Origin of the sequence: Amphibacillus indicireducens (genome assembly GCF_039539605.1) — a bacterium.
Lineage (GTDB): Bacteria > Bacillota > Bacilli > Bacillales > Amphibacillaceae > Amphibacillus > Amphibacillus indicireducens.
On the sequence record NZ_BAABDL010000118.1, the window covers coordinates 1 to 21,075 of the forward strand.

Sequence of the window (21,075 nt, forward strand, 5' to 3'; positions counted from 1 at the left end):
TTGAAGCACTAGCTTCTGTTTACTTCTTTTCTTAACTTCTTTGGTTGTTTGGATTCAGTTTTCAAAGATCAATTGTTGCCGTCCTCTTTGCGACAGCTTTTATATTATATAACGAACGCCATTCAAATGTCAACATCTTTTTTCAAAAACTTTCACTTGTTTTGTTGTCCAATTTTGGCGACTTGATTAATATAACATGGACTCATTTCTTCGTCAACCCTTTTTTAATAAAAAAGTTCCTATTATAAGATAACCATGAAATGAATAATTAATTCACTAACTACAGCCCTGATCTTATAATAGGAACTTATCGTATTATTTATTTTTCATTTGAGGAAACAGTAAAACATCTCGAATCGATGGCGCATTCGTTAATAGCATCACTAGGCGGTCAATTCCAATTCCTAAACCACCAGTTGGAGGCATTCCGTATTCAAGTGCCTCAAGGAAATCTTCATCCATTTCATGCGCTTCATCATTTCCTTGTTCTCTTTCCTTAACTTGCGCTTCAAAACGCTCTCGTTGATCAATCGGATCATTTAATTCGGAGAAGGCATTCGCATGCTCGCGGCGGACGATGAACAATTCAAAACGATCAGTAAATCGACCATCCTCTTGATTCTTCTTCGCTAGCGGTGAAATCTCCACTGGATGACCATAGACAAATGTTGGTTGAACGAGTTGCTCTTCGACACGTTGCTCGAAAAATTCATTTACAATATGTCCATAGGTCATCATACTGTTTATTTCTATCTTGTGCTCTTTTGCTAAAGCTCTAGCTTCATCATCAGTCATCTTTGGCCAGAAATCAACACCTGTGTATTCTTTAATGATATCAACCATATGAACTCTTTTCCAATTTGGCTTTAATTCAATCTTGTCATCACCGTATTGAACTGTTGTCGAGCCAGTAACATCTTCAGCGATATGCGCAACCATATTTTCGACCAAATTCATAATATCCTCGTAGTCAGCATAGGCTTGGTAAAGTTCAATCATTGTAAACTCAGGATTATGTCTGGTTGAGACTCCTTCATTTCTAAAGACCCGACCAATTTCATAAACGCGCTCCATTCCACCAACAACTAATCGCTTTAAATGAAGTTCGATAGCAATTCGCATATAAAGCTCGATATCTAATGTATTGTGATGTGTAATAAATGGACGAGCAGATGCCCCGCCCGGAATGTTATGCATCATTGGTGTTTCGACTTCTAAAAATCCTGCGTTATCTAAATAGCGTCGCATGGATTGAATAATTTTACTGCGCATAATAAATGTCTCTTTACTCTCTTGATTTGTAATTAGATCAAGATAGCGTTGACGATAACGTTGCTCGACATCCTTTAATCCATGGAATTTTTCAGGTAATGGTCTTAATGATTTTGTTAAGAAAGTAAATGACGTAACTTTTATCGACAATTCGCCAACATTCGTTTTGAAAACTTCTCCTGACACACCAACAATATCACCTAAGTCTGCCGTATTAAAGAGTTCGTATGCATCTTCACCAATTTCATCTTTACGGACGTATATTTGGATTTGTCCACTAAAATCCTGAATATGTGAGAAGCCTACTTTTCCTTTCCCACGCTTAGTCATAATTCGGCCCGCAACCGTTGCATTAACCGACCTTTCCTCTAATTCCTCTTTAGAAACCTCATTATATTCTGCAACTAATTCACTTGCCATATGAGTTCGGTCAAACTTGTCCCCAAAAGGGTCAATTCCTTTCGCTCGCATGTCACTCATTTTATCTCTACGAACCCTCATATGCTCATTTAATTCTTCTGACATAATAATTCACTCCGATTCTTGATTGTCTTCATATATAGTAGTTATTCATTAGTGTATCATAGCATATCTCAGTTATCTAACCTACCTTTAATCTTTACAGATCACTCTGATCAACAAGTTAATATTATTACTTATTAACCATTTGACTGCAAGAATTATCGCTCTTGGGGAGGCTCTAACTCTACTAAAGGAATACCCAAAGTTTCAACAGTTCTTTCTAAGAACTCCTTTGTTGGTTTACGTTTACCACGTTCAATCTCTCCGACAATTGACAATGAAATACCTAGGGCATCAGAAAACTCGATTTGTGTATAACCCTTTAATTTTCGATAAGCCCTGATTCGTCTACCCCATCTTTCTTGATCCACTTAACAACACCTCTTTTTTCATGATTTGCAATTAAAGATAATTGTTCAGATACGGTCTGATTAGTTGTAGGAATAACCAGTTCTGGATTTAATTCAACTAATGGTACTAAAACAAAAGCTCTACTATCCATTCGTGGATGGGGCACAATTAATTGATTCGTCATTATATTTTCATGATTATAGAGCAATATGTCAAGATCAATTGTCCGAGGACCCCACCTTACCTCGCGTTTCCGGCCTAATTTATTTTCAATTGATTGACTAGCTAGCAATACTTCCATCGGTGAATACGTCGTCTCAACTTCGATCACCTGATTTAGAAACTTAGCTTGATCTTGATATCCGACTGGTTCAGTCTCATAAATAGAAGACTGTTTGACGACTGACATCTGCTCAACTTGTCCAATCGCTTCAATTGCTTGATTTAAATAATCAACTCTTGGCGCTATATTCGATCCCAGAGCAATGTACACCTTATTCATAATCTTTTCTCTCCCGGTAAATTTCGACTGCTACCGATTGGTAGTGACCAGCAATCGGTGGATTGGGCTTAATGACCTTTACTTTACACGCCTCTAAAAGATCGTATTCAGCTAGAAGTTTTTTTGCTACCTTATCAGCAACTGCTTCTATTAATGCGTATGACTTACCTTCAACAATTTCTTTTACTTGATTAAAAACTTCACCATAGTGAATCGAGTCTTCCATTTGATCTGTCTGACCAGCCTTCTTCAAATTTAAAAACAGCTCTAAATCAACTTGGAATATTTGACCTAACTCATTCTCTTCTTTAAGTACACCGTGATAGCCATAAAACGATAATTGATTTAAAAAAATCTTATCCATTCAGTCAACACCCTTTCCAACAAGTGCATCTGTCATTTTTGCAATTCGTGCATTCAGTTCAACATTGTGCACACGCACAACATCGACCCCTTTAGTAATCCCATAACCCGTAAGTGCACCCGTACCCTCATCGCGTTCTTCGATTGGCAAGTCTAACACATGGCCAATCACACGTTTCCTAGAAACACCTAATAATAGTGGATAACCCATTGCTTTAAATGAAGCTAATTGCCGAATGGCCTCGATATTTTCATCCATAGTTTTAGCAAAACCAATGCCTGGATCTAGGATAATCTTGTCATCTTTAACACCAGATGCTTTAGCAATCTTAATACTTTCTTGCAAATCATTTTTCATATCTTCAATTAGATGACTGTAATTAGCTTGCTTTCGATTGTGCATTAAAATAATTGGCACATCATAAGTCGCAGCAATTTCGGCTATTTTAGGATCAAATTTTGCTCCCCAAATATCATTGATCATATCTGCTCCAGCTTCGATCGCTGCTTTGGCTGTTTCAGACTTAAATGTGTCAATTGAAATTGGAACAGATAAAGATTGTCTGATCGCCTTAATAACAGGAACAACACGGTCAATCTCCTCTGCTATACTTACCGGTGTGTATCCCGGACGAGTAGACTCACCTCCGATATCAATAATATCGGCACCGTCTGCAACCATTTTCTCAGCTTGTGCAACTGCATACTCAACTTGATTATATTGTCCACCATCAGAAAATGAATCAGGTGTTATATTTAAAATCCCCATAATCGCTGTTTTCTTTTTGAGATCTAGTTTTCCCTGCTTCGTTTTAATCATCTGAATCAAATTGATCGCCCCTATTGTTTTTATTCCATTCTACCACCATTCATCATCAGATAGCAGTTTTTTTACACATTTTCGACGAAAAAAGTCTACCCTTTAATCATAACATTATTTTACAATAAAAAAAGCAACTCTCATAAAATAATGAGAATTGCTTTAATTTAGCTTAATCTTCAAATTGATATAGCGGTGTTGATAAATACCGTTCCCCGTTACTCGGAATAATTGCTAGCACTTTTTTTCCTTTACCTAGTGATTTTGCAATTTGAGTTGCTGCGTAGATTGCTGCTCCTGAGGAAACACCACCTAATAATCCCTCTAATCGAGCCGCAGCTCTTGCGGTTTCATATGCTTGATCATTTGTTACCGTAAAAATTTCATCATAAAGTTCTGTATCCAATACTTTAGGAACAAATCCAGCACCTATTCCCTGAATCTTATGTGGACCGGCTTCTTTTCCTGATAAAACTGCTGAATCTGTTGGTTCAACCGCATACAGCTTAATATCTTGATACTTTTCTTTTAAAACTTTCCCTGCACCCGTAATCGTTCCACCTGTACCAATACCTGATACAAACGCATCAAGTTGGTCACCCATTTGCTCAACAATCTCTTGTCCCGTTGTCTGTTCATGAATATTTGGGTTTGCTTCATTCTCAAATTGTTGTGGCATAAAGTAGCCATGCTCTTCACTTAGATCTTTTGCTTTCTTAATTGCTGCATTCATTCCACCTGAACCAGGTGTTAAGATGAGTTCTGCACCATATGCTCGTAATAAATTTCGTCTTTCAAGACTCATCGTGTCTGGCATAACTAGAATGGCTTTATAGCCTTTGACTGCTGCAACCATCGCAATCCCAATTCCAGTGTTACCACTTGTCGGTTCAATAATTGTTGAACCTTCTTTTAAGTGCCCCGCTTTTTCAGCAGCTTCAACCATCGCTAAAGCAATACGATCTTTTACTGAACTACCTGGGTTCATGTACTCGAGCTTAGCATAAACTTCAGCATCTTCCGGTCCTGTCAAACGATTCAACTTTACAATCGGTGTGTTGCCAATTAAATCAGCTATTGAATTTGCTACTTTCATTTAAACACCCTCCTAATTCCGAGTAATCTTATTAGTTTAATTATATATCAAACAGATTTATTTGTCAATAAATCCAATCAATATCAAATTCAGTCCAAAAATCTTGGATTGATGGTGTTATGCCCAATTGTTCAATTGCAATTTTAATTCGAATATGATCTTTTAATTGATCAAAGTCTAACTGAATTTCGGGTAGTTCTCGATGTAAATAGAGAATGACATAACCTTGATTACCTAAAAAGGGCTCGCTATAACTATGCTCTGCCATATTTCTTGTCTGATCAAAATAATTAGCAGGCAGAAAACTGCTTTCCCTTGTAAAGAAACCCAAGTATCCACCGGCAGATCTAGAATCATCATCAATTGTATATTCATAGGCTAATGCTTTAAATTCAGCTCCACCTTCCAACTCTTGATAAACACGATCAGCTGTTTCCTGGTCATTTACGATGATATGCGAAAGCTCGACCCGATGGGAAAATTGATATTGTGATTGATACGTATCATAGTATGCTCGCAACTCATCCTCTGGGATTATCACATCTTTTGCAAAAAGCATATCTGCCAGCAAGCGATTTTCGATCGTCTTTCGCCACTCAGCTTCAGTCTTTTCAACTTTATCCTCCCGTAGTTGCCCGACTAATGTTGCTAAAAAGGAAATCTCTAAATCAATTAATTTAGGATCAATTGCTAAGTTATGCTCTTTTGCCAATTTATTTATCACATGTTGATCAATCATCTCAGCTAAAGCTTCCTCACCGTAGTGTGTCTCTAAATATGAAATCCAGTCATCATAATAAATTTCTTGATCATCAATCGTTGCAATTGGAAGTTCAACATCAATTTCTTCAACTGGTGTCGTTCGTTCTGTCTCTTTCTCACCGTTTCGCATCAGTACAAATGTTAGTATATTCGAAACAATTAAAATAAGAATGATCCAAAGCCATATTTTGCGCATATTTATTTCTCCTTGGATTGTTTAATTTCAATTAACTCATCTTTTGTAATGACATATTGTTCATTACAGAAGTGGCACGTCGCTTCTGCTCCTTCATCAATCTCAATCATCTTTGTCAGCTCTTCATCAGCTAAACTCATGATTGCGTTTTTAATCCGCTCAATCGAGCACGTACAGACGAAAGCAACAGGCACTTTATCTAGAATATTGACATCTTCTTCACCAAAAATATCAATCAGGATATCTTCAGGTTTTTTGCCCGCCTCTATCAGTGCCGATATAGCCGGGATTGAAGTAATCCGCTTTTCAAGATAATCAATTGTCTCATCTGATGTTCCTGGCATGACTTGGATAATAAAGCCACCAGCCGCCAACACTGACTGATCAGGGTTAACTAAAACACCTGCACCAACTGAAGTTGGAATTTGTTCAGAACTAGCAAAATAATAAGTAAAGTCTTCGCTAATCTCTCCGGAAACAATTGGAATTTGACCGGTGAAGTGTTCTTTAAGACCCAAATCCTTTACAACGCTCAAGTAACCATTTGTTCCAACAGCACGTGAAACATCTAATTTACCTCGTTTGTTTAGATCAAAGTCAACGTGTGGATTTGTAATATAAGCTCTCGCTTCACCCTTTGCATTTGCATCAGCCACAATTGGTCCAGTAGGCCCGTCACCTTCTATTTTAATCGTAATTTTATCTTCACCTTTTAACATTGCACCCATCATTGCTACAATCGTAATCGTTCGCCCTAATGCAGCTGTTGCTGTAGCCCATGTATCCTGACGTCTTCTCGCCTCTTCAGCTAATTCAGTTGATTGAATCGCATAAGCACGAACCGATCCATTACATGCAGTTGCTTTTAATAAATAATCTTTCAAAATTAAAACTCCTTTTTATTTAACATTTCGATATATTTCTGCTAGTCCTTTTAGCGTAAGGGACATATCAATCACATCAATTTCTTGAGACTGTTGACCGATTAGCTCAGCTAACCCTCCTGTTGCAATGACTTTAGGGTTTTGTTTAGATTCAGCTTTGATTTGCCGAATCACTGAATCAACTTGTCCTACATAACCATAATAAACACCGGATTGAATGGCTTCAATTGTTGATGTCCCAATCACTTTATCTGTTTTCTCAATTTCGACACGTGGAAGTTTCGCCGCTCGATCATAGAGAGCATCTACTGATATTTTAATACCGGGTATAATCGCGCCACCAACATATGCAGAATCTTCATTGATGTAACAATATGTTGTTGCTGTACCAAAATCAATGATAATCAAGGGCTGTCCATACTCTTTAATTGCCCCTACCGCATTAACAATTCTGTCAGCACCTAACTCTTTCGGATTTGGATAAGTCATCTTTAAATAACGATCAATCGGATAGTCACCAACGACAATCGGTTTTACATTAAAATAATATTTAGCCATTTTTTCTAATGCATACATAATTGGTGGAACAACTGAAGAAATAATGATATCACTCACAACATTTAGTTTGACACCACGGTGTTCAAATAATGAGCTGACGAGGACAGCATATTCATCCTCAGTTTTTTCTCGATCAGTTCGGATCCGCCATTTAAAAGCTAATTGATCGTTTTCAAACAGCCCTAGTACTGTATTCGTATTTCCGACATCAAGAACTAATAACATACAATCACCACTCTTTAGACAATTAATTTTTCTTTAGTTCTATTTTACTGCTTTTTGATTGATTCACAAAATAAAGCGATTGCTCTACTTAATTTTGATCATACTGCAACGAATCAGCAGATTCAAACATTTTTATTAACATGCTTACCTTATACTGAGCCTAACTAGAAATTAAAAACCAGGCTACACCTTTCATAAGGGAATAACCTGGTTTAGAATTGCTTAATCGTTATTGTGATCCTCAGTAGAGTTGTCTGGACTATCGTCTAACTCTTGAGCGATCGCTGGATCTTCATCAGACATTTCCTTTGCTTGAATCGTTACTTTAACGTCTTCAGAATTTTGGTCAATCGACTCGCTTACCTGTTCAGTTTGCTTTGCCAAATCTTCTTCAGGCAACTTCCCAGTTTCAAATAGCGATTTAATTTGTGCTTCATTTAACGTCTCAACTTCTAATAATGTCTGAGCAATGAGTTCTAACTTTTCTTTATTCTCAGTTAAAATTTCTCTTGCCTTTTCATAACATAAATTAATCATACTTTGCATTTCTTGATCAATTTCATATGCAATTGCGTCACTATAGCCCGCTTCACTCTGCATATCTCGACCGAGAAATACTTGGTCACTACTGCCATTAAACTGGACTGGACCAATCTTGTCACTCATACCATATTCAGTAACCATTTTTCGAACAATACTTGTTGCACGTTGGAAGTCATTATGTGCACCCGTACTGACTTCACCAAAGATGATTTCTTCAGCGACTCGGCCACCAAGTAATCCGGTTACTTTATCAAGTAATTCGGGTTTTGTCATAAAGTAGCGATCTTCTCGTGGAAGCATGACTGCATATCCTCCAGCTTGCCCACGAGGAACAATTGTTACTTTGTGAACGAGGTCAGCCTCGTCAAGTACTAAGCCGATAATCGTATGACCACTTTCATGATAGGCAACAATATTACGCTCTTTCTTTGAAATAACTCGGCTCTTCTTCGCCGGACCAGCAATCACTCGATCTGTTGCTTCATCAATATCGACAAGTTCAATCTGTTTTTTATCCGTTCGAGCTGCAACTAAAGCCGCTTCATTCAGTAAGTTTTCTAAATCAGCACCAGAAAATCCTGGTGTTCGCATGGCAATTGTTTTCAAGTCAATTTCTGGAGCTAACGGTTTGTTGCGTGCGTGAACTTTTAGAATCGCCTCACGCCCTCTTAGATCTGGACGATCAACTCTAATTTGTCGATCAAAACGCCCTGGTCTCAGTAATGCCGGATCTAAAATATCCGGTCTGTTCGTCGCTGCTAAAATAATAATTCCTTCGTTATCACCAAAACCATCCATCTCAACGAGTAATTGGTTTAATGTCTGTTCACGCTCATCGTGTCCACCACCAACACCAGCTCCACGCTGACGACCAACCGCGTCAATCTCATCAATAAAAATAATACACGGTGCATTTTTCTTCGCATTTTCAAATAAATCACGAACTCTTGAAGCACCAACACCAACAAACATTTCAACAAAATCAGAACCACTAATTGAGAAGAATGGAACACCAGCTTCTCCCGCAACAGCACGGGCTAACAATGTTTTACCTGTTCCTGGGGGACCGACTAATAACATCCCTTTAGGAATTTTTGCGCCAATAGCTGTAAACTTACGTGGATCTTTCAGGAAATCAACGACTTCTACTAACTCTTGTTTCTCTTCATCGGCACCAGCAACATCATCAAAGCTAACTTTTTTCTTATCTTCACGATACATCTTAGCTTTACTTTTACCAAAGTTCATCACTTTGTTGCCGCCACCTTGCGATTGATTCATCAAGAAGACGAAGATCACGATCACAATGATAAATGGTGCGAGTGTAAGTAAGAAGCTCACCCAAGGACTTGGTTGTTCTTCTTCCATTACTTCAAGCACTTCTTGATTAGCACCTTGAACAGTTATACTTGCAACAATATCTGGGTTATCCGGAATATTAGTGATAAATTCAGTTTTATTCTCATCATTAAGGACACCTGTTACACGCATGACACCATTTGCCGGGCGCATTTTCATGCTTTCAATTTCTTCATTGCTTAATACTTCGATAAATTCATTAAATTTAAACTCTTTTGTTCTATTGACTTGCCCTGTTATTAACTGCATTGCAGCCATAATGACAAGGAAAATGACAAAATAAAAGATTAAATTTCGCGTTAAACGCTTCATTACTTTCCTCCTCCCAAAACGAGAAAAACTACAGTATATCGTACCATAGAAAAAACATTTCTGACAAATATATTGCCCTTATTATTTCGATAATATAATGTCTTTATGCTGTTTTTTTAGTTTTATTATTTTTAAACATCGTATAAGTCTGAATTACTCCTCACTATAAATGTGTGGTTTCAATACTCCTATGTAAGGAAGGTTACGATATTTTTCTTGATAATCTAAACCATAGCCGACGACAAATTCATTTGGTACTTTAAAACCAACTACATCCGCCTTGATATCTGCCGTTCTTCCTTCTGGTTTATCAAGCAGCGTGACAACCTTAATTGATCGTGCTTTGCGATATTTAAATAGATCGACTAAATAACTTAGTGTCAGACCTGAATCAATAATATCTTCAATAATCAATAGATCCCGGCCTTCTACCTTTGTATTTAAATCTTTTTCAATTTTAACCTCTCCAGATGAACGCGTTCCACCACCGTAACTTGAAACATCCATAAAATCCATTTCAAGATACGTATCCATATGACGGAGAATATCCGACATAAAAGGTAAGGCACCTTTTAAGACGCCGATAGCTAGTGGAAATCGACCTTCATATTCTTCTGCAAGTTGCTTCCCTAATTCTCGGCATTTTTCTTGAATTTCTTCTTCGGATACGAGTATTCTTTCAATATCACTATGCATTTGAACCCTCCTAAAGCTTTCAACTTAATTGATATGTTATTTTAATATATTGAGTCATCTTTTGCTCGGGATTGTCGTTCTTCTCCAATCCGACCACCCACAATATCTCATCTTCTGCACCAACTAAGATCGGCCATTGATCCCGTTTCTCTAATGGCACTTTTTTATCGATAAAAATTCGGCTAACCTTTTTCCTCCCATTAATATGAGCTAAATGGATCCGATCCCCTGGTAAGCGTGACCGAATCACCAGATTTGGATAATGATTATTTTTAACTGGTAAATAAAAAATGGAATCGTTGGCTGTGGATGCTTCAACTTGTTCGACAAATTCAGTGATCACTTCAGCTTTATTCGGCAAAACTGTTCGTCCAGGAATAGCCAAAGAAACATGGTAGGATAGAGTTTCTTTTTCAGCAAAATAAAAGGTCAATAATTGATAAGATTTAATCATTTTTAAACGGAATGGTAAATCAATTGATGCATTAGCTCGATCGCTATTGACTAAATCAAAAAATTGGGTTTCATGTCGATAGCTTAAATGATCTGGAAATTCTTCATATAGATATTCTAATATTAGATGAAACAATCTTCTTTGTAAAGCAAGAGGTCGCTTTTTGAGAGCATTAATTCGAACGGTCACTTTTTTCGGATGATTTGAGTAATTTAGTAATTCTTCACTCAATTTTTTTGCTTCTGTCATTAAATAATGCCGATCAGCTGCAATGTTTTCTGTCAGATGCATAACTGTTTCAGATAGGTTTGGATTTTTCACTTTCAACAACGGCAGTACATGGATCCGAAAGTAGTTCCGTGTATACGCATCCTCATCATTTGATTGATCATGTCTTGGTATAATCCCATGTTGTTGACAGTAATTTTCGATTGCTTCCTTAGTAATTGATAAAAAGGGACGAATCAGTTGGCCTATCGAAAATCGGCGTTTATTTTTGATTCCTTGCAATGTGTCTAGCTGCGTTCCTCTTGTTAATCGCATGAAAACCGTCTCTACTTGGTCATCAGCATGGTGGGCTAATGCCAAATAATTAGCATGATGCTTTCTCATCAATTGATCAAAAGCTTGATATCGGAGAATACGAGATGCCTCCTGAGTGCCTAATTTATGCTTTTTTTTATATGACTTGACATCAATTCGTTTGCTGTCAAACTTAACATGATATTGTCGGCAAAAGTCCTCAACATAATCAACATCACGAAGCGACTCTGCTCCTCTTAATCCATGTTCAATCGTAACGACAATCAAATCCAAATTAAATCGTTCCTGTTGAGCCAAGAGGTAGTGTAATAGTGCCATCGAATCAGGTCCACCTGAAACGGCAATCATGACTTTTGAGTTCGGTTTGATTAATTGATGTCTTTGAATATAACGATCAACTTCTTCAGTTAACATGACGATAACCTTCTTTAATTGCGTAATTTATTACGCTAACTATCGTATCAAAAAAAAGCATAAATTAAAAGCAAAGTCTTTACGATACAATGCCTTGATCGATTCTTAATAGCCAATAACTTTTCACCTAGTACTCAGTGAAATTTTGAATTTAGTTTAAATAGGCTAATAGCCATGTGATCAGACTAATGATCGAAAAAATTGAGATTTCAAGCCAGCTTGTCTGTTGATCGTGATTGCTCGGTAAGATTACTTTCTTATTTTTACTCATCCTGCTTAAATAATGTTTTTCTAAATCCCGCTTCATCTCTAAACACCCTTTATAGCGACCCAAGAGCGCTCGTTCTAAAAACAGTTGATAGCGATTTAATGACTTCGCTTGTCTTAATTTAGCCAGCAACTGTTGCTTCGGTTGGTCTGTTTTATTAAATTGCTTTGGATAGGCACAGTGGATTGCAACCATTGCTAAAGAAAATAAGTCATACTTCGGTTCAGCTTTTCGATCACCGCATTGCCAGTATCCACGATCGTAGAATTCAGTATATTCTTTAACAGACCGACCAAATAAAGTAACACCACCAACATCAATGAAACGTAACCGAATCGGATCACTCGTTACAATTAAATTTTCCAATTTCAAATCCCCTAAGACAAAGCCTGCTTGATGAAGTTTAGCTAATTCCGATAAAAGCTGAGCAAATAAAAGGCTAATCCAATCCATGCCTCTACGTTGAATAAATTGATCAAGACGCTCGCCTTTGACATACTCCATTGTATAAAACGGATAATTCTCACCTGTTGGACTAATCCAGTCATCAACATCAAACAAAGAAGGTCCAGGGCTTGTTCCTTGGACCTTAGTTAATTTTTTCAACACATTAATTTCAGATGAAATCGATGCAATTTGGTCACTTATTTTTAAAGCAATTAAATGACCGTCATCACGTTTAACTAAGTAAACTGCACCAACCGCACCCTTCCCTAGCAGCCGTGTAATCGTATAACGTTGTCTATCCCATTTACCTATGATCTGACTCCCGATTGGTAAATTAAAAGCCGAAGTCAGCTTCTTCTGGCTCAACATTTCTTCTCAAGCTCCTTAATAATCCGGTTTGACTAAATGAATATAACGCCTCTTTTAATGCTGGACCTGTCGGTGTCATTCCACCACTCGTTAATTTTGGAAAAACTGCTTCTAATTTGTTTAGCTTGCTAGACCAATCAAGCACTTTACTAGTCGACTTCTTTTTACCTGGAAAATTATAAATTGCAAATTGGTTATCACCAACTCTAGAATTCATACTAATTGACAAATCAATCAGAGCTTCTTTTACCGTAATTAATTTTTTTTGCATACTTGCGCTTGTATCAACTAAAACGAATAAATGTAAATCACTCGTCTCTGTGAGCTCCTCAACAACTTCAATCACTTCACCTCTTTGTTCGGGTGGAAGCTCCTCAATCGTTTGATCTTTACCAAGAATTTGTTGTAACTCTTGATTGACCACACCTTGGAGTGTTTGTGTCATCGCTTGTCTCGTAACGGCCTGAACAGTCTGGCTCAATGCTTGAGGATAAACAAGCTGACATACACCCCCTCCAGCTGTTGCAATTGCTTCTACTTCTGATAGACTGTCAGATTGTGTCTGTCCTTGGTCAAGCACGCCAATCACATTGACTGTAATCCCTTGCTCTTGGATGTAGTTCGCAACTAAAATTGGGTCTTCACCTTGATTTGAACAACCATCTGTAATCAGTAAAATTTGTTTAAGTTTACCTTGCTTCACTTTTCCTTACCTCCTGTGATCATGAACTATCATCATTCTCGACAAAAGCAGAGCTTTATATACCTGAGAAATGAATCTTGCAATCGTTTAATTGACTTGCTTATGATAAGTCGAGATTGTTGCCCATTTTGATTGGAATTTTTCAATTTTCCCGACTAGAATAGTCATATCATCTTCGATCAGCCCAGATGTTTGGCGAATAACTTCTTCAAGTAAGACATCAGCCACATCTTGGGGATCATTCGTTTCAAGCGTTTTAATCATTCGCTTCAACCAGATCTCTGGATTTTCGATCACTTTAGGTGCTTCAAAGATCCCATCACTCGTCATTATTAACAAATCACCATCTTGCAATTGTTCTTCAACAACCTCAACATCAAACTCTTTAACAATCCCGATTGGCAAATTACTAGATTCAATTTGAATCACTTGCCGCCCACGTTTAATAAAACTAGGCGTTGAACCAATTTTCAAAAATTGGGCATGGGCAGTTTGGAGATCAATCATCGCCAAGTCAAGTGTCGAAAAAACTTCATCTGTCATTCGCAAAGATAAAACTGAATTAATCGATTTAATTGCAACCTGCTCATCAATCCCTGACTGCAAAATTTGTTGTAATAACCTTAACGTTTGCATACTTTCCTCACTTGCTCGTCTACCATTCCCCATCCCATCACTAATTGCTAAAGCAAACTTCCCTGCTGCAAGTTCCATCGTTGAGTAGCTGTCCCCAGAAATAAACCCACCGTTTTGCGCTGCATGGGAGACGCCAACATCTAATTGATATTGTTTTGCTGAATGAAAAATTAAAAAGCAATAACCGTTAGGCATTGGTGAAACTTCCTCTTCTTTTACAATCACAATCTCTGCTAAAATATCTGACAGGATTGGGGCGATCACTTTCTCACCCTCGCCATGATATTGATAAACAGAAAGTGTCATCTCAATATCAATTTCCCCTTTTCGCAATGAATAAATATCAATCTGGTCAACTTCTATCCCAATCGACTGTAGAGCAGTTAAAATTTGTTGCTCTTGCTGATCATGATAATCTCGTTCATGGACAATCTCCTTAGCAAAGTCATTCATAACTTCCGAAACGCCGAGTAATTGATCTGCAACAAACCGCCGACTTTCTCCAACTTGACGTCTCAACTGTTGATTTGCCTGATAATAAGACAGTTCTTCTTTCATTACCGCCTCAACCTTATGTGGTTTAACACAATGTTTATTAAATTTTGCTTCAGTCATATGTGATACAACTCCATTCTCTGTCAGTTCTTGTTTCATTTGTTTCATCTGTTGATAAGTATCATCAAAATTCTCTGACCAGCAATAGGCTTTCTTAAAACATGTTTGACACGTTCGCTCAGTTACATGACTTAAAAACTCATCGGTATCCTTTTGGTCATCTTCAATAGTCGGTTGTTCAATTAATTTACCTGTGAAAGTTTGAGACAACGCCATAAACACATCAGAAAATTGCTCCATCCGATTCGCAGTCACATCACGTAATTTTTGTAAATATTGTTGTTGCTCTTCTAATTGTTCATTCGTTCCAGGAATGTAGCGTGCTAAACGCTGGATTAGCGATTTCGGTGTCACAATGAACAAACCAATCGCAATGATTGTCGTTAGCATTGATGGGAATAAACCACTTCCATCAAAATTATAAAAACCAAGTAAAAAGGTGCCAATGAGCAAACCTAAACTCACGGTGAACTTCTTACCCTCTTTTAGCAAACCACCTAACAGGCCACTAAAAGCTAATAAACTCATTTGCGCCAAAGTCGGTTCATTAACTAAACTTAATATCAACCCAATAACAACCCCGACTGTTGCGCCGATCGTAGGCCCGCCAGTAAAAGCAAACAATAAAATTAAATAGCGCGAAACGATAAAGTCGAGGCTTACCCCACGAATAACCAATCCAGATAAACCAGCTAACACAGAGGTAAATAGGATCACAAACGAAATCAACTCTTCATTTTTCAAATTTATTTTATACCGCTTTGGTGTTAATAAAGGTGTACTTTGAATAAAAATCAAAAATAAAACGGAACTCAATAGCGCTTCGACAAGCGCAATCAAAAACCAATAGCTTGTCCAAGCTCCAATCAAACTTGTTATTGTCACACGGCTAATCAAGCTTGAAAAAAAGATAATATATGGTAAATATTTTTGTGAATCAACAAATAGCCCTAATGTAATGAAAAAGCCAAACGACAAAAAGCTTATCGTTAGAGTAAGTCCATTCATTAAACCTACAGTGATTGCACCTAATAGACTAGCAACAACGACTAGACGTGAGCGTTCTTTTTTGACAAGCCAGACACTAACTAAATAGGCGAGTGAAAAGGGGATTAACTCGTTTAAAATGACGGCTCGACCTAATAAAAAAGCAACAATATAGAGGACTAAATCCCGCTCTTTAATTGACCGATATATATTTTCTAGCCAGCGATTCCGATGGTTACGTTTGTTTTTTTCTTTGATAAAATTTGAAATCATTGCCACAATCTATTCACCTCTTTATTAGTATGTGGTCTATTAAAACACAGTTGAACAAGATAATTTGTCAAATTATCAGTTCAGATTAGAAGAATCATTCGACTTTTTTCTAGTCGGCGTTAAGTGATATTGATGAATTATAAGCAAAAACTATTGACACACTTTAATTGCTGTTGTATGATATCACTTGTGCCTTAAAACAATTGAATGATGGCGGCGTAGCTCAGCTGGCGAGAGCGTTCGGTTCATACCCGAAAGGTCGTGGGTTCGATCCCCTCCGCCGCTACTAAATAAAAAGAGTGGATTAACTTTAGTTAGTTAATCCACTCTTTTTATAATAACCATTGTTCGATAATTGGAAATTGATTTAAAATGATGACACCGATCGTCAATACCCCCATGATTAACAGACTAGCTGTATCATGGAATCGCCATGATAGTCGCCTAAAGCTTGACCGCTTTTTACTTGGCTGATAACCCCTAACTTCCAACACATCGGCTATTTCTTCAGCACGCTTTAATGAGCTCGAGAAGAGTGGAATAATTAAAGGCACAATCTTCTTCATTTGTTCAAGTAGATTCCCTTCACCAAAAACAACTCCCCTAGCACGTTGCGCATCAAGAACCTTCTGAGTCTCATCTAATAGATTTGGAATAAATCGCAGTGAGATTGAAAGCATGAGTGAAAATTCAGCAGTTGAGATCCCTAAAAGCCTGAGTGGTTTTAGTAGCGCATCAATCGCATCAGTTAAATCAATCGGTTTTGTTGTTAAGGTTAAAGCTGTTGAAATGATAATAATCAAAATGAAACGATTAAATGAAAAAAAGCCTAACAAAAGACCGTAACTTGAAATCGCAAAAGGACCTTTACTAAAATAAATTGTCCCACCAGCAGTAAAGATAACTCGAAAGAAAACAGACATTAAAATAAGCCAAATTAATGGTTTGATTCCTTTTAGATAAATACTAAGTGATACACCAGAGATTTTAATCACTAATAAGGTAAAACAAATCATCCAAATAAACCCAACAAAATAGTCGACAAAAAACAATAATCCAATAAAGTAAAGAGCCGCTAACAGTTTTGCCCGCGGGTCAATCCGATGTAAAAAGGAATTACCCGGGAAATAACGTCCTAAAATTAATTTATTCATAATAGTTTTTCCTCAATAAGTTGATCAATTAATTCTGTTTGTGTTAAAGAAATTTGCTTAAAATTAATCCCTGTGCGCCGTTCAATTTGACGTTGCAAATGTAAAGTGTCAGGTAGTTCAAGATTCCACTCTGTTAATTGATCTTGATCACTAAAGAATGCCCTTGTCTCTTGATACGTGACCACTTTTCCTTGATCTAATAATAAAACGTGATCAGCGTAAATCGCAACATCGTTCATATCATGAGTAACGACTAAGACAGTCACACGATCCTGCTGATTTAATTTTTTAATTAAAGCAAAAATCTCTTGCTTTCCTCTTGCATCCAAACCAGCTCCTGGTTCATCTAAAACTAAAATATCAGGTTTTGTTGCTAGCACTCCCGCTAAAGCAACACGGCGTTGTTGACCACCCGACAATGAAAAAGGTGATCGTTTTAACAATGATTGATCTAGCCCAACTCGTTCTAAACTTCGATAAACACTTTGGTCTACTTCTTCAGCAGAAAAATTAAAATTTTTCGGTCCAAAAGCAATATCTGCTTCCACAGTTTCAGCAAACAATTGATTTTCTGGGAATTGAAAAACCATCCCAACGCGGCTTCTGACTTGATTTAAAGTTGCTTTATTTGCTGAATGATCTAAAGTAAACTCTCCGACTTGAATCGAGCCTGATGAAGGACGGAGTATCCCATTAATTAATTTTAATAAACTTGTTTTACCCGCACCAGTTTGACCGATAACGGCGGTAAATGTGGCGGGAGCAATTTGTAATGAAACATTATCAATGATATTTTTTGCTCGAATCGGACCTAGTTGATAATCCGCGCTAACTTGATCAAATTTTATTTGCATAACCATTCCACCAATTCATCATTTGACATATAATTATCGGGAACTGAAATTCCACGTTGCACCAACTCTCGGCGAAATTGCTCAGCAAAAGGGGGTTGAACGTAATGATTACGGTTAAATACAGTTCGCGGATTCCCTTGATCGACAACTTGACCATTAGCGAGTAAAAGAAGGCGATCCGCAAAAACAGTCTCATTATGATCATGAGTAATTGAAATGATCGTCAATCCAAGGTTTTTCTGAATCAATTTTAACTCTTTTAACAAACGAGTTCGACTCTGAGGGTCAAGCATAATAAACGCTTCATCGAATATCATCAACTCTGGTTCCAGCGCCAACACACCCGCAATTGCAGCCCTTTGTTTTTGTCCACCAGATAATTGGGAAGGATCCTTTTCCCTTAACTCATACATACCGACTTGGTTCAGTGCATTTGTAACGCGCTGCTTCATTTCATGATAACTTAAGTTCAGATTTTCAAGACTAAAAGCAACATCATCTTGAACTGTTGTGCCAATAAATTGATTGTCGGGATTTTGAAAAACAATACCGACCTTTTCCCAGAAAGTTGATTTATTTGCTTGAGTCACTGTTTGATCGTTAAATGTAATTGTGCCGAATTCGGGTTCTGCTAACCCGACAATTAACCGTGCAAGTGTTGATTTACCTGATCCATTTTCACCCAAGACCGTCAGCCATTCTCCACGTTTAACATCTAAAGAGATTTGTGACAAAGCATAATCTTCATGCCTAAGATCATAACTATAAGAAACATCCTTAATTGATAGTATTGGGTGTTGCTTCATTTCACTCACGTTCCTTTTTAAATCCATATTAATGCCATTCCAAACAAAATAACAATTGTTCCATTAATTAAAATCAAGTTTTTTACTGCTAGAGAAAATGTTTCTGATTTAACTTGTTTTAGATTGAATTTTTTTACATTTTTATAAATTGGGACAATAATAATGACAATTCCAAGTAAGAGTGTCGGTACTAAATTTAATAAAACAGCTCCAACTACACTAATAAAGGTAAGAACATAGAGAGCATTAAATAAGTAAATTGCCCGTTGCTTACCAATGTAATATGGCAATGTGTAACGGTGGTTTTTTATATCATCTTCTAGATCACAAATATTATTTGCCAGCATTAGATTCGCGATTGTCAAAACACTTGGCAAAGCAATAATCAAAATATGAAATAAAAGTAATAAATCTGCATTGAATTGAAGAACCAGCCCTTCAATTCTCAAGCTAGCAATTCTAGCTTGAGAAGCATTGATATAAACCGTTAAGAAAATAATTCCAAACCCCATGGTCATGCCAGAAAACACTTCTCCTAAAGGCATCCTTGATAGGGGAATAGGTCCGAAAGTGTAAAAGATTCCGATGGCGAAAAAAAGCATGCCAACTAATAATATTAATAAATCTGTTCGATAAACGAGCCACAGTCCGAGCCCAATTGAAGTGATTAACATTATCAAAATCGTTGCTCGAACAAGATTTAATGGCAGTCCAATTTGGCCAATCACATTGTCTCTCTCTCTGTAGGTTTTGGAGCTTGCCTTCTGATAGTCAACATAATTATTAATCGCTGTTGTTGTTAAATCAAATAACAACATCGTACTGAAAAAAATTAATGTGTTTACTAAATTAAACTGGTCATATTTAAAAATAACAAACAGTAGCCCAATTAAGAAAGGAAATAAACTAGCAATTTTTGTTTGAATCTCAACTAATTTTAAAAATGATCTAAACGACATACAACCCTCTTCTTTCTAGTCCTCAATCAATTCGAATTGATCGTTTGTTAATTCAAAGCTACTGACTAACCCTGAACTTAAAATAACTTCTCGATCTTTCGTAATAAAAATCGCCTCAGCACCTTGATATGTTTCAATAAATGCTTTCCCTGCTTCTAACCCTTTGGTAAAGACGACTGTCGAAAGAGCATCACCATCAATCGATGCATCACTAACAATTGAGACGCCAGCAATCTCATTATCAAACGGATAGCCAGTATTAGGATCGAGTAAATGATGATATTGGACACCATCAACTTCTAAATATCGCTCGTAAATACCAGATGTAACAATTGACTGATCTGAGGCACGTATCCGTCCAATAATTTCGCCACGAGCTAAAAAGGGGTTTTGAATCCCAACATTCCACTCATTTCCTTGGGGACGGTGACCCATGACAAAAATATTGCCCCCAAGATCGATAATCGCCGTCGTTACACCTTCTTCAATAAAAAGTTCATGAACCTGATCAGTCATATACCCTTTAGCAATTGCACCAAAATCGAGTTGCATACCCTCCTCTATTAAATAGACAGATTGGGCTTCATCATCTAACTCAATTTTATGATCATCGATTAGTGGCAACACTTGCTTAATTTCATCCATTTCCGGCTTTCTGGCATCATCATAACCAATTCGCCACAAATTCGTTAGTGGACCAATCGTTACATCAAATCCACCTTCTGATATTTCTCCGTAATCAATACTTTGCTTGATTAAATAGTACAATTCTTCAGACACTTGGACTGGCTCAATCCCAGCACTTTTATTAATTTGGTCAACTTCAGTTGCTTCAATTTCATCACTCAGCATATATTCCAATTGTTCAATTCGCTCAAGTGCTTGATCAATGACATCTTCTTTATCTGCATCATAAACACTTAGACTAACAACTGTTCCAAGTAAGAACTCTGTTTTCCGATGTGGTGTATCCAATAAGTCTGATTGATTCGACTGACAAGCCGTCAAAACGAGTAGACCGATTATCAATAATAAAATACTTCGTCTATATACCATTAACTATGACTCTCCTTAATTTATCCAATCCAACAACAGATCAAATTTTTCCATCTTGGCATGCAAGTACGACGAT

Annotated in this window: 20 protein-coding genes and 1 tRNA gene; 1 reads left to right on the forward strand and 20 read right to left on the reverse strand. The window is 37.2% G+C overall.

Features of this window, described 5'->3' with window-relative positions:
* Nucleotides 1–315: 315 nt before the first annotated feature.
* The 15 genes from lysS to spoIIE all read right to left on the reverse strand — a co-directional run bounded on the left by lysS (nt 316) and on the right by spoIIE (nt 16,170).
* On the reverse strand, nt 316–1,797 hold the full coding sequence (gene lysS / locus ABD814_RS10650) for a lysine--tRNA ligase (protein ID WP_344912973.1): 1,482 nt from the start codon (nt 1,795–1,797) through the stop codon (nt 316–318).
* A gap of 155 nt (nt 1,798–1,952) precedes the next feature.
* Nucleotides 1,953–2,165, reverse strand: a complete 213-nt coding sequence (locus tag ABD814_RS10655; protein WP_344912974.1) for a helix-turn-helix domain-containing protein — start codon at nt 2,163–2,165, stop codon at nt 1,953–1,955.
* A complete protein-coding gene (folK, locus tag ABD814_RS10660) occupies nt 2,117–2,650 on the reverse strand; it encodes a 2-amino-4-hydroxy-6-hydroxymethyldihydropteridine diphosphokinase (protein ID WP_344913079.1) in 534 nt (177 codons plus the stop codon). The genes ABD814_RS10655 and folK overlap by 49 nt, the downstream gene beginning before the upstream one ends.
* Nucleotides 2,640–3,011: a dihydroneopterin aldolase gene (gene folB / locus ABD814_RS10665; RefSeq protein WP_344912975.1), complete on the reverse strand. Its 372-nt coding sequence runs from the start codon at nt 3,009–3,011 to the stop codon at nt 2,640–2,642. The genes folK and folB overlap by 11 nt, the downstream gene beginning before the upstream one ends.
* A complete protein-coding gene (gene folP / locus ABD814_RS10670; protein WP_344913081.1) occupies nt 3,012–3,830 on the reverse strand; it encodes a dihydropteroate synthase in 819 nt (272 codons plus the stop codon).
* 172 nt (nt 3,831–4,002) lie between these two features.
* Nucleotides 4,003–4,926 (reverse strand): cysteine synthase A, encoded by a 924-nt coding sequence (gene cysK, locus ABD814_RS10675; RefSeq protein ID WP_344912976.1) that lies wholly within the window; start codon nt 4,924–4,926, stop codon nt 4,003–4,005.
* A gap of 64 nt (nt 4,927–4,990) precedes the next feature.
* Nucleotides 4,991–5,884, reverse strand: a complete 894-nt coding sequence (locus ABD814_RS10680; RefSeq protein ID WP_344912978.1) for a peptidylprolyl isomerase — start codon at nt 5,882–5,884, stop codon at nt 4,991–4,993.
* Nucleotides 5,885–5,886: 2 nt separating this feature from the next.
* Complete coding sequence (hslO, locus tag ABD814_RS10685) at nt 5,887–6,768, reverse strand: Hsp33 family molecular chaperone HslO (RefSeq protein ID WP_344912979.1); 882 nt, start codon at nt 6,766–6,768, stop codon at nt 5,887–5,889.
* Nucleotides 6,769–6,783: 15 nt separating this feature from the next.
* Nucleotides 6,784–7,551 carry a type III pantothenate kinase gene (locus ABD814_RS10690; RefSeq protein ID WP_344912981.1) on the reverse strand — a complete coding sequence of 256 codons (768 nt, stop codon included), beginning with the start codon at nt 7,549–7,551 and terminating at the stop codon, nt 6,784–6,786.
* A 222-nt stretch (nt 7,552–7,773) separates the two neighbouring features.
* Nucleotides 7,774–9,765, reverse strand: coding sequence for an ATP-dependent zinc metalloprotease FtsH (gene ftsH / locus ABD814_RS10695; protein WP_344912983.1), 1,992 nt, complete (start codon nt 9,763–9,765; stop codon nt 7,774–7,776).
* A gap of 153 nt (nt 9,766–9,918) precedes the next feature.
* A complete protein-coding gene (gene hpt / locus ABD814_RS10700) occupies nt 9,919–10,461 on the reverse strand; it encodes a hypoxanthine phosphoribosyltransferase (RefSeq protein WP_344912985.1) in 543 nt (180 codons plus the stop codon).
* A 19-nt stretch (nt 10,462–10,480) separates the two neighbouring features.
* On the reverse strand, nt 10,481–11,872 hold the full coding sequence (tilS, locus tag ABD814_RS10705; protein WP_344912987.1) for a tRNA lysidine(34) synthetase TilS: 1,392 nt from the start codon (nt 11,870–11,872) through the stop codon (nt 10,481–10,483).
* Nucleotides 11,873–12,023: 151 nt separating this feature from the next.
* Nucleotides 12,024–12,956 carry a serine/threonine protein kinase gene (locus tag ABD814_RS10710; RefSeq protein WP_344912989.1) on the reverse strand — a complete coding sequence of 311 codons (933 nt, stop codon included), beginning with the start codon at nt 12,954–12,956 and terminating at the stop codon, nt 12,024–12,026.
* On the reverse strand, nt 12,922–13,659 hold the full coding sequence (locus ABD814_RS10715) for a vWA domain-containing protein (RefSeq protein ID WP_344912991.1): 738 nt from the start codon (nt 13,657–13,659) through the stop codon (nt 12,922–12,924). Before ABD814_RS10715 ends, ABD814_RS10710 begins: the two co-directional genes overlap by 35 nt.
* Before the next feature lie 87 nt (nt 13,660–13,746).
* Entirely contained in the window at nt 13,747–16,170 is a 2,424-nt protein-coding gene (gene spoIIE / locus ABD814_RS10720; RefSeq protein ID WP_344913083.1) for a stage II sporulation protein E, read from the reverse strand.
* A 212-nt stretch (nt 16,171–16,382) separates the two neighbouring features.
* Here spoIIE and ABD814_RS10725 point away from each other — a divergent pair.
* Nucleotides 16,383–16,456: transfer RNA gene (locus ABD814_RS10725), tRNA-Met, on the forward strand.
* A gap of 46 nt (nt 16,457–16,502) precedes the next feature.
* Here the strand turns inward: ABD814_RS10725 and ABD814_RS10730 are convergent.
* The 5 genes from ABD814_RS10730 to ABD814_RS10750 are packed head-to-tail and all read right to left on the reverse strand — an operon-like array spanning nt 16,503 to nt 20,999.
* Nucleotides 16,503–17,324: an energy-coupling factor transporter transmembrane component T family protein gene (locus ABD814_RS10730; RefSeq protein WP_344912993.1), complete on the reverse strand. Its 822-nt coding sequence runs from the start codon at nt 17,322–17,324 to the stop codon at nt 16,503–16,505.
* Nucleotides 17,321–18,178 carry an energy-coupling factor transporter ATPase gene (locus tag ABD814_RS10735; RefSeq protein ID WP_344912995.1) on the reverse strand — a complete coding sequence of 286 codons (858 nt, stop codon included), beginning with the start codon at nt 18,176–18,178 and terminating at the stop codon, nt 17,321–17,323. The genes ABD814_RS10730 and ABD814_RS10735 overlap by 4 nt, the downstream gene beginning before the upstream one ends.
* Nucleotides 18,169–18,984, reverse strand: a complete 816-nt coding sequence (locus ABD814_RS10740) for an energy-coupling factor transporter ATPase (RefSeq protein WP_344912997.1) — start codon at nt 18,982–18,984, stop codon at nt 18,169–18,171. The genes ABD814_RS10735 and ABD814_RS10740 overlap by 10 nt, the downstream gene beginning before the upstream one ends.
* Nucleotides 18,985–19,001: 17 nt before the next feature.
* The gene (gene menA / locus ABD814_RS10745; protein WP_344912999.1) at nt 19,002–19,943 is read right to left on the reverse strand and encodes a 1,4-dihydroxy-2-naphthoate polyprenyltransferase; all 942 of its coding nucleotides are present in this window, start codon (nt 19,941–19,943) and stop codon (nt 19,002–19,004) included.
* Nucleotides 19,944–19,958: 15 nt separating this feature from the next.
* A complete protein-coding gene (locus ABD814_RS10750) occupies nt 19,959–20,999 on the reverse strand; it encodes an FAD:protein FMN transferase (protein ID WP_344913001.1) in 1,041 nt (346 codons plus the stop codon).
* Nucleotides 21,000–21,075: the final 76 nt, after the last annotated feature.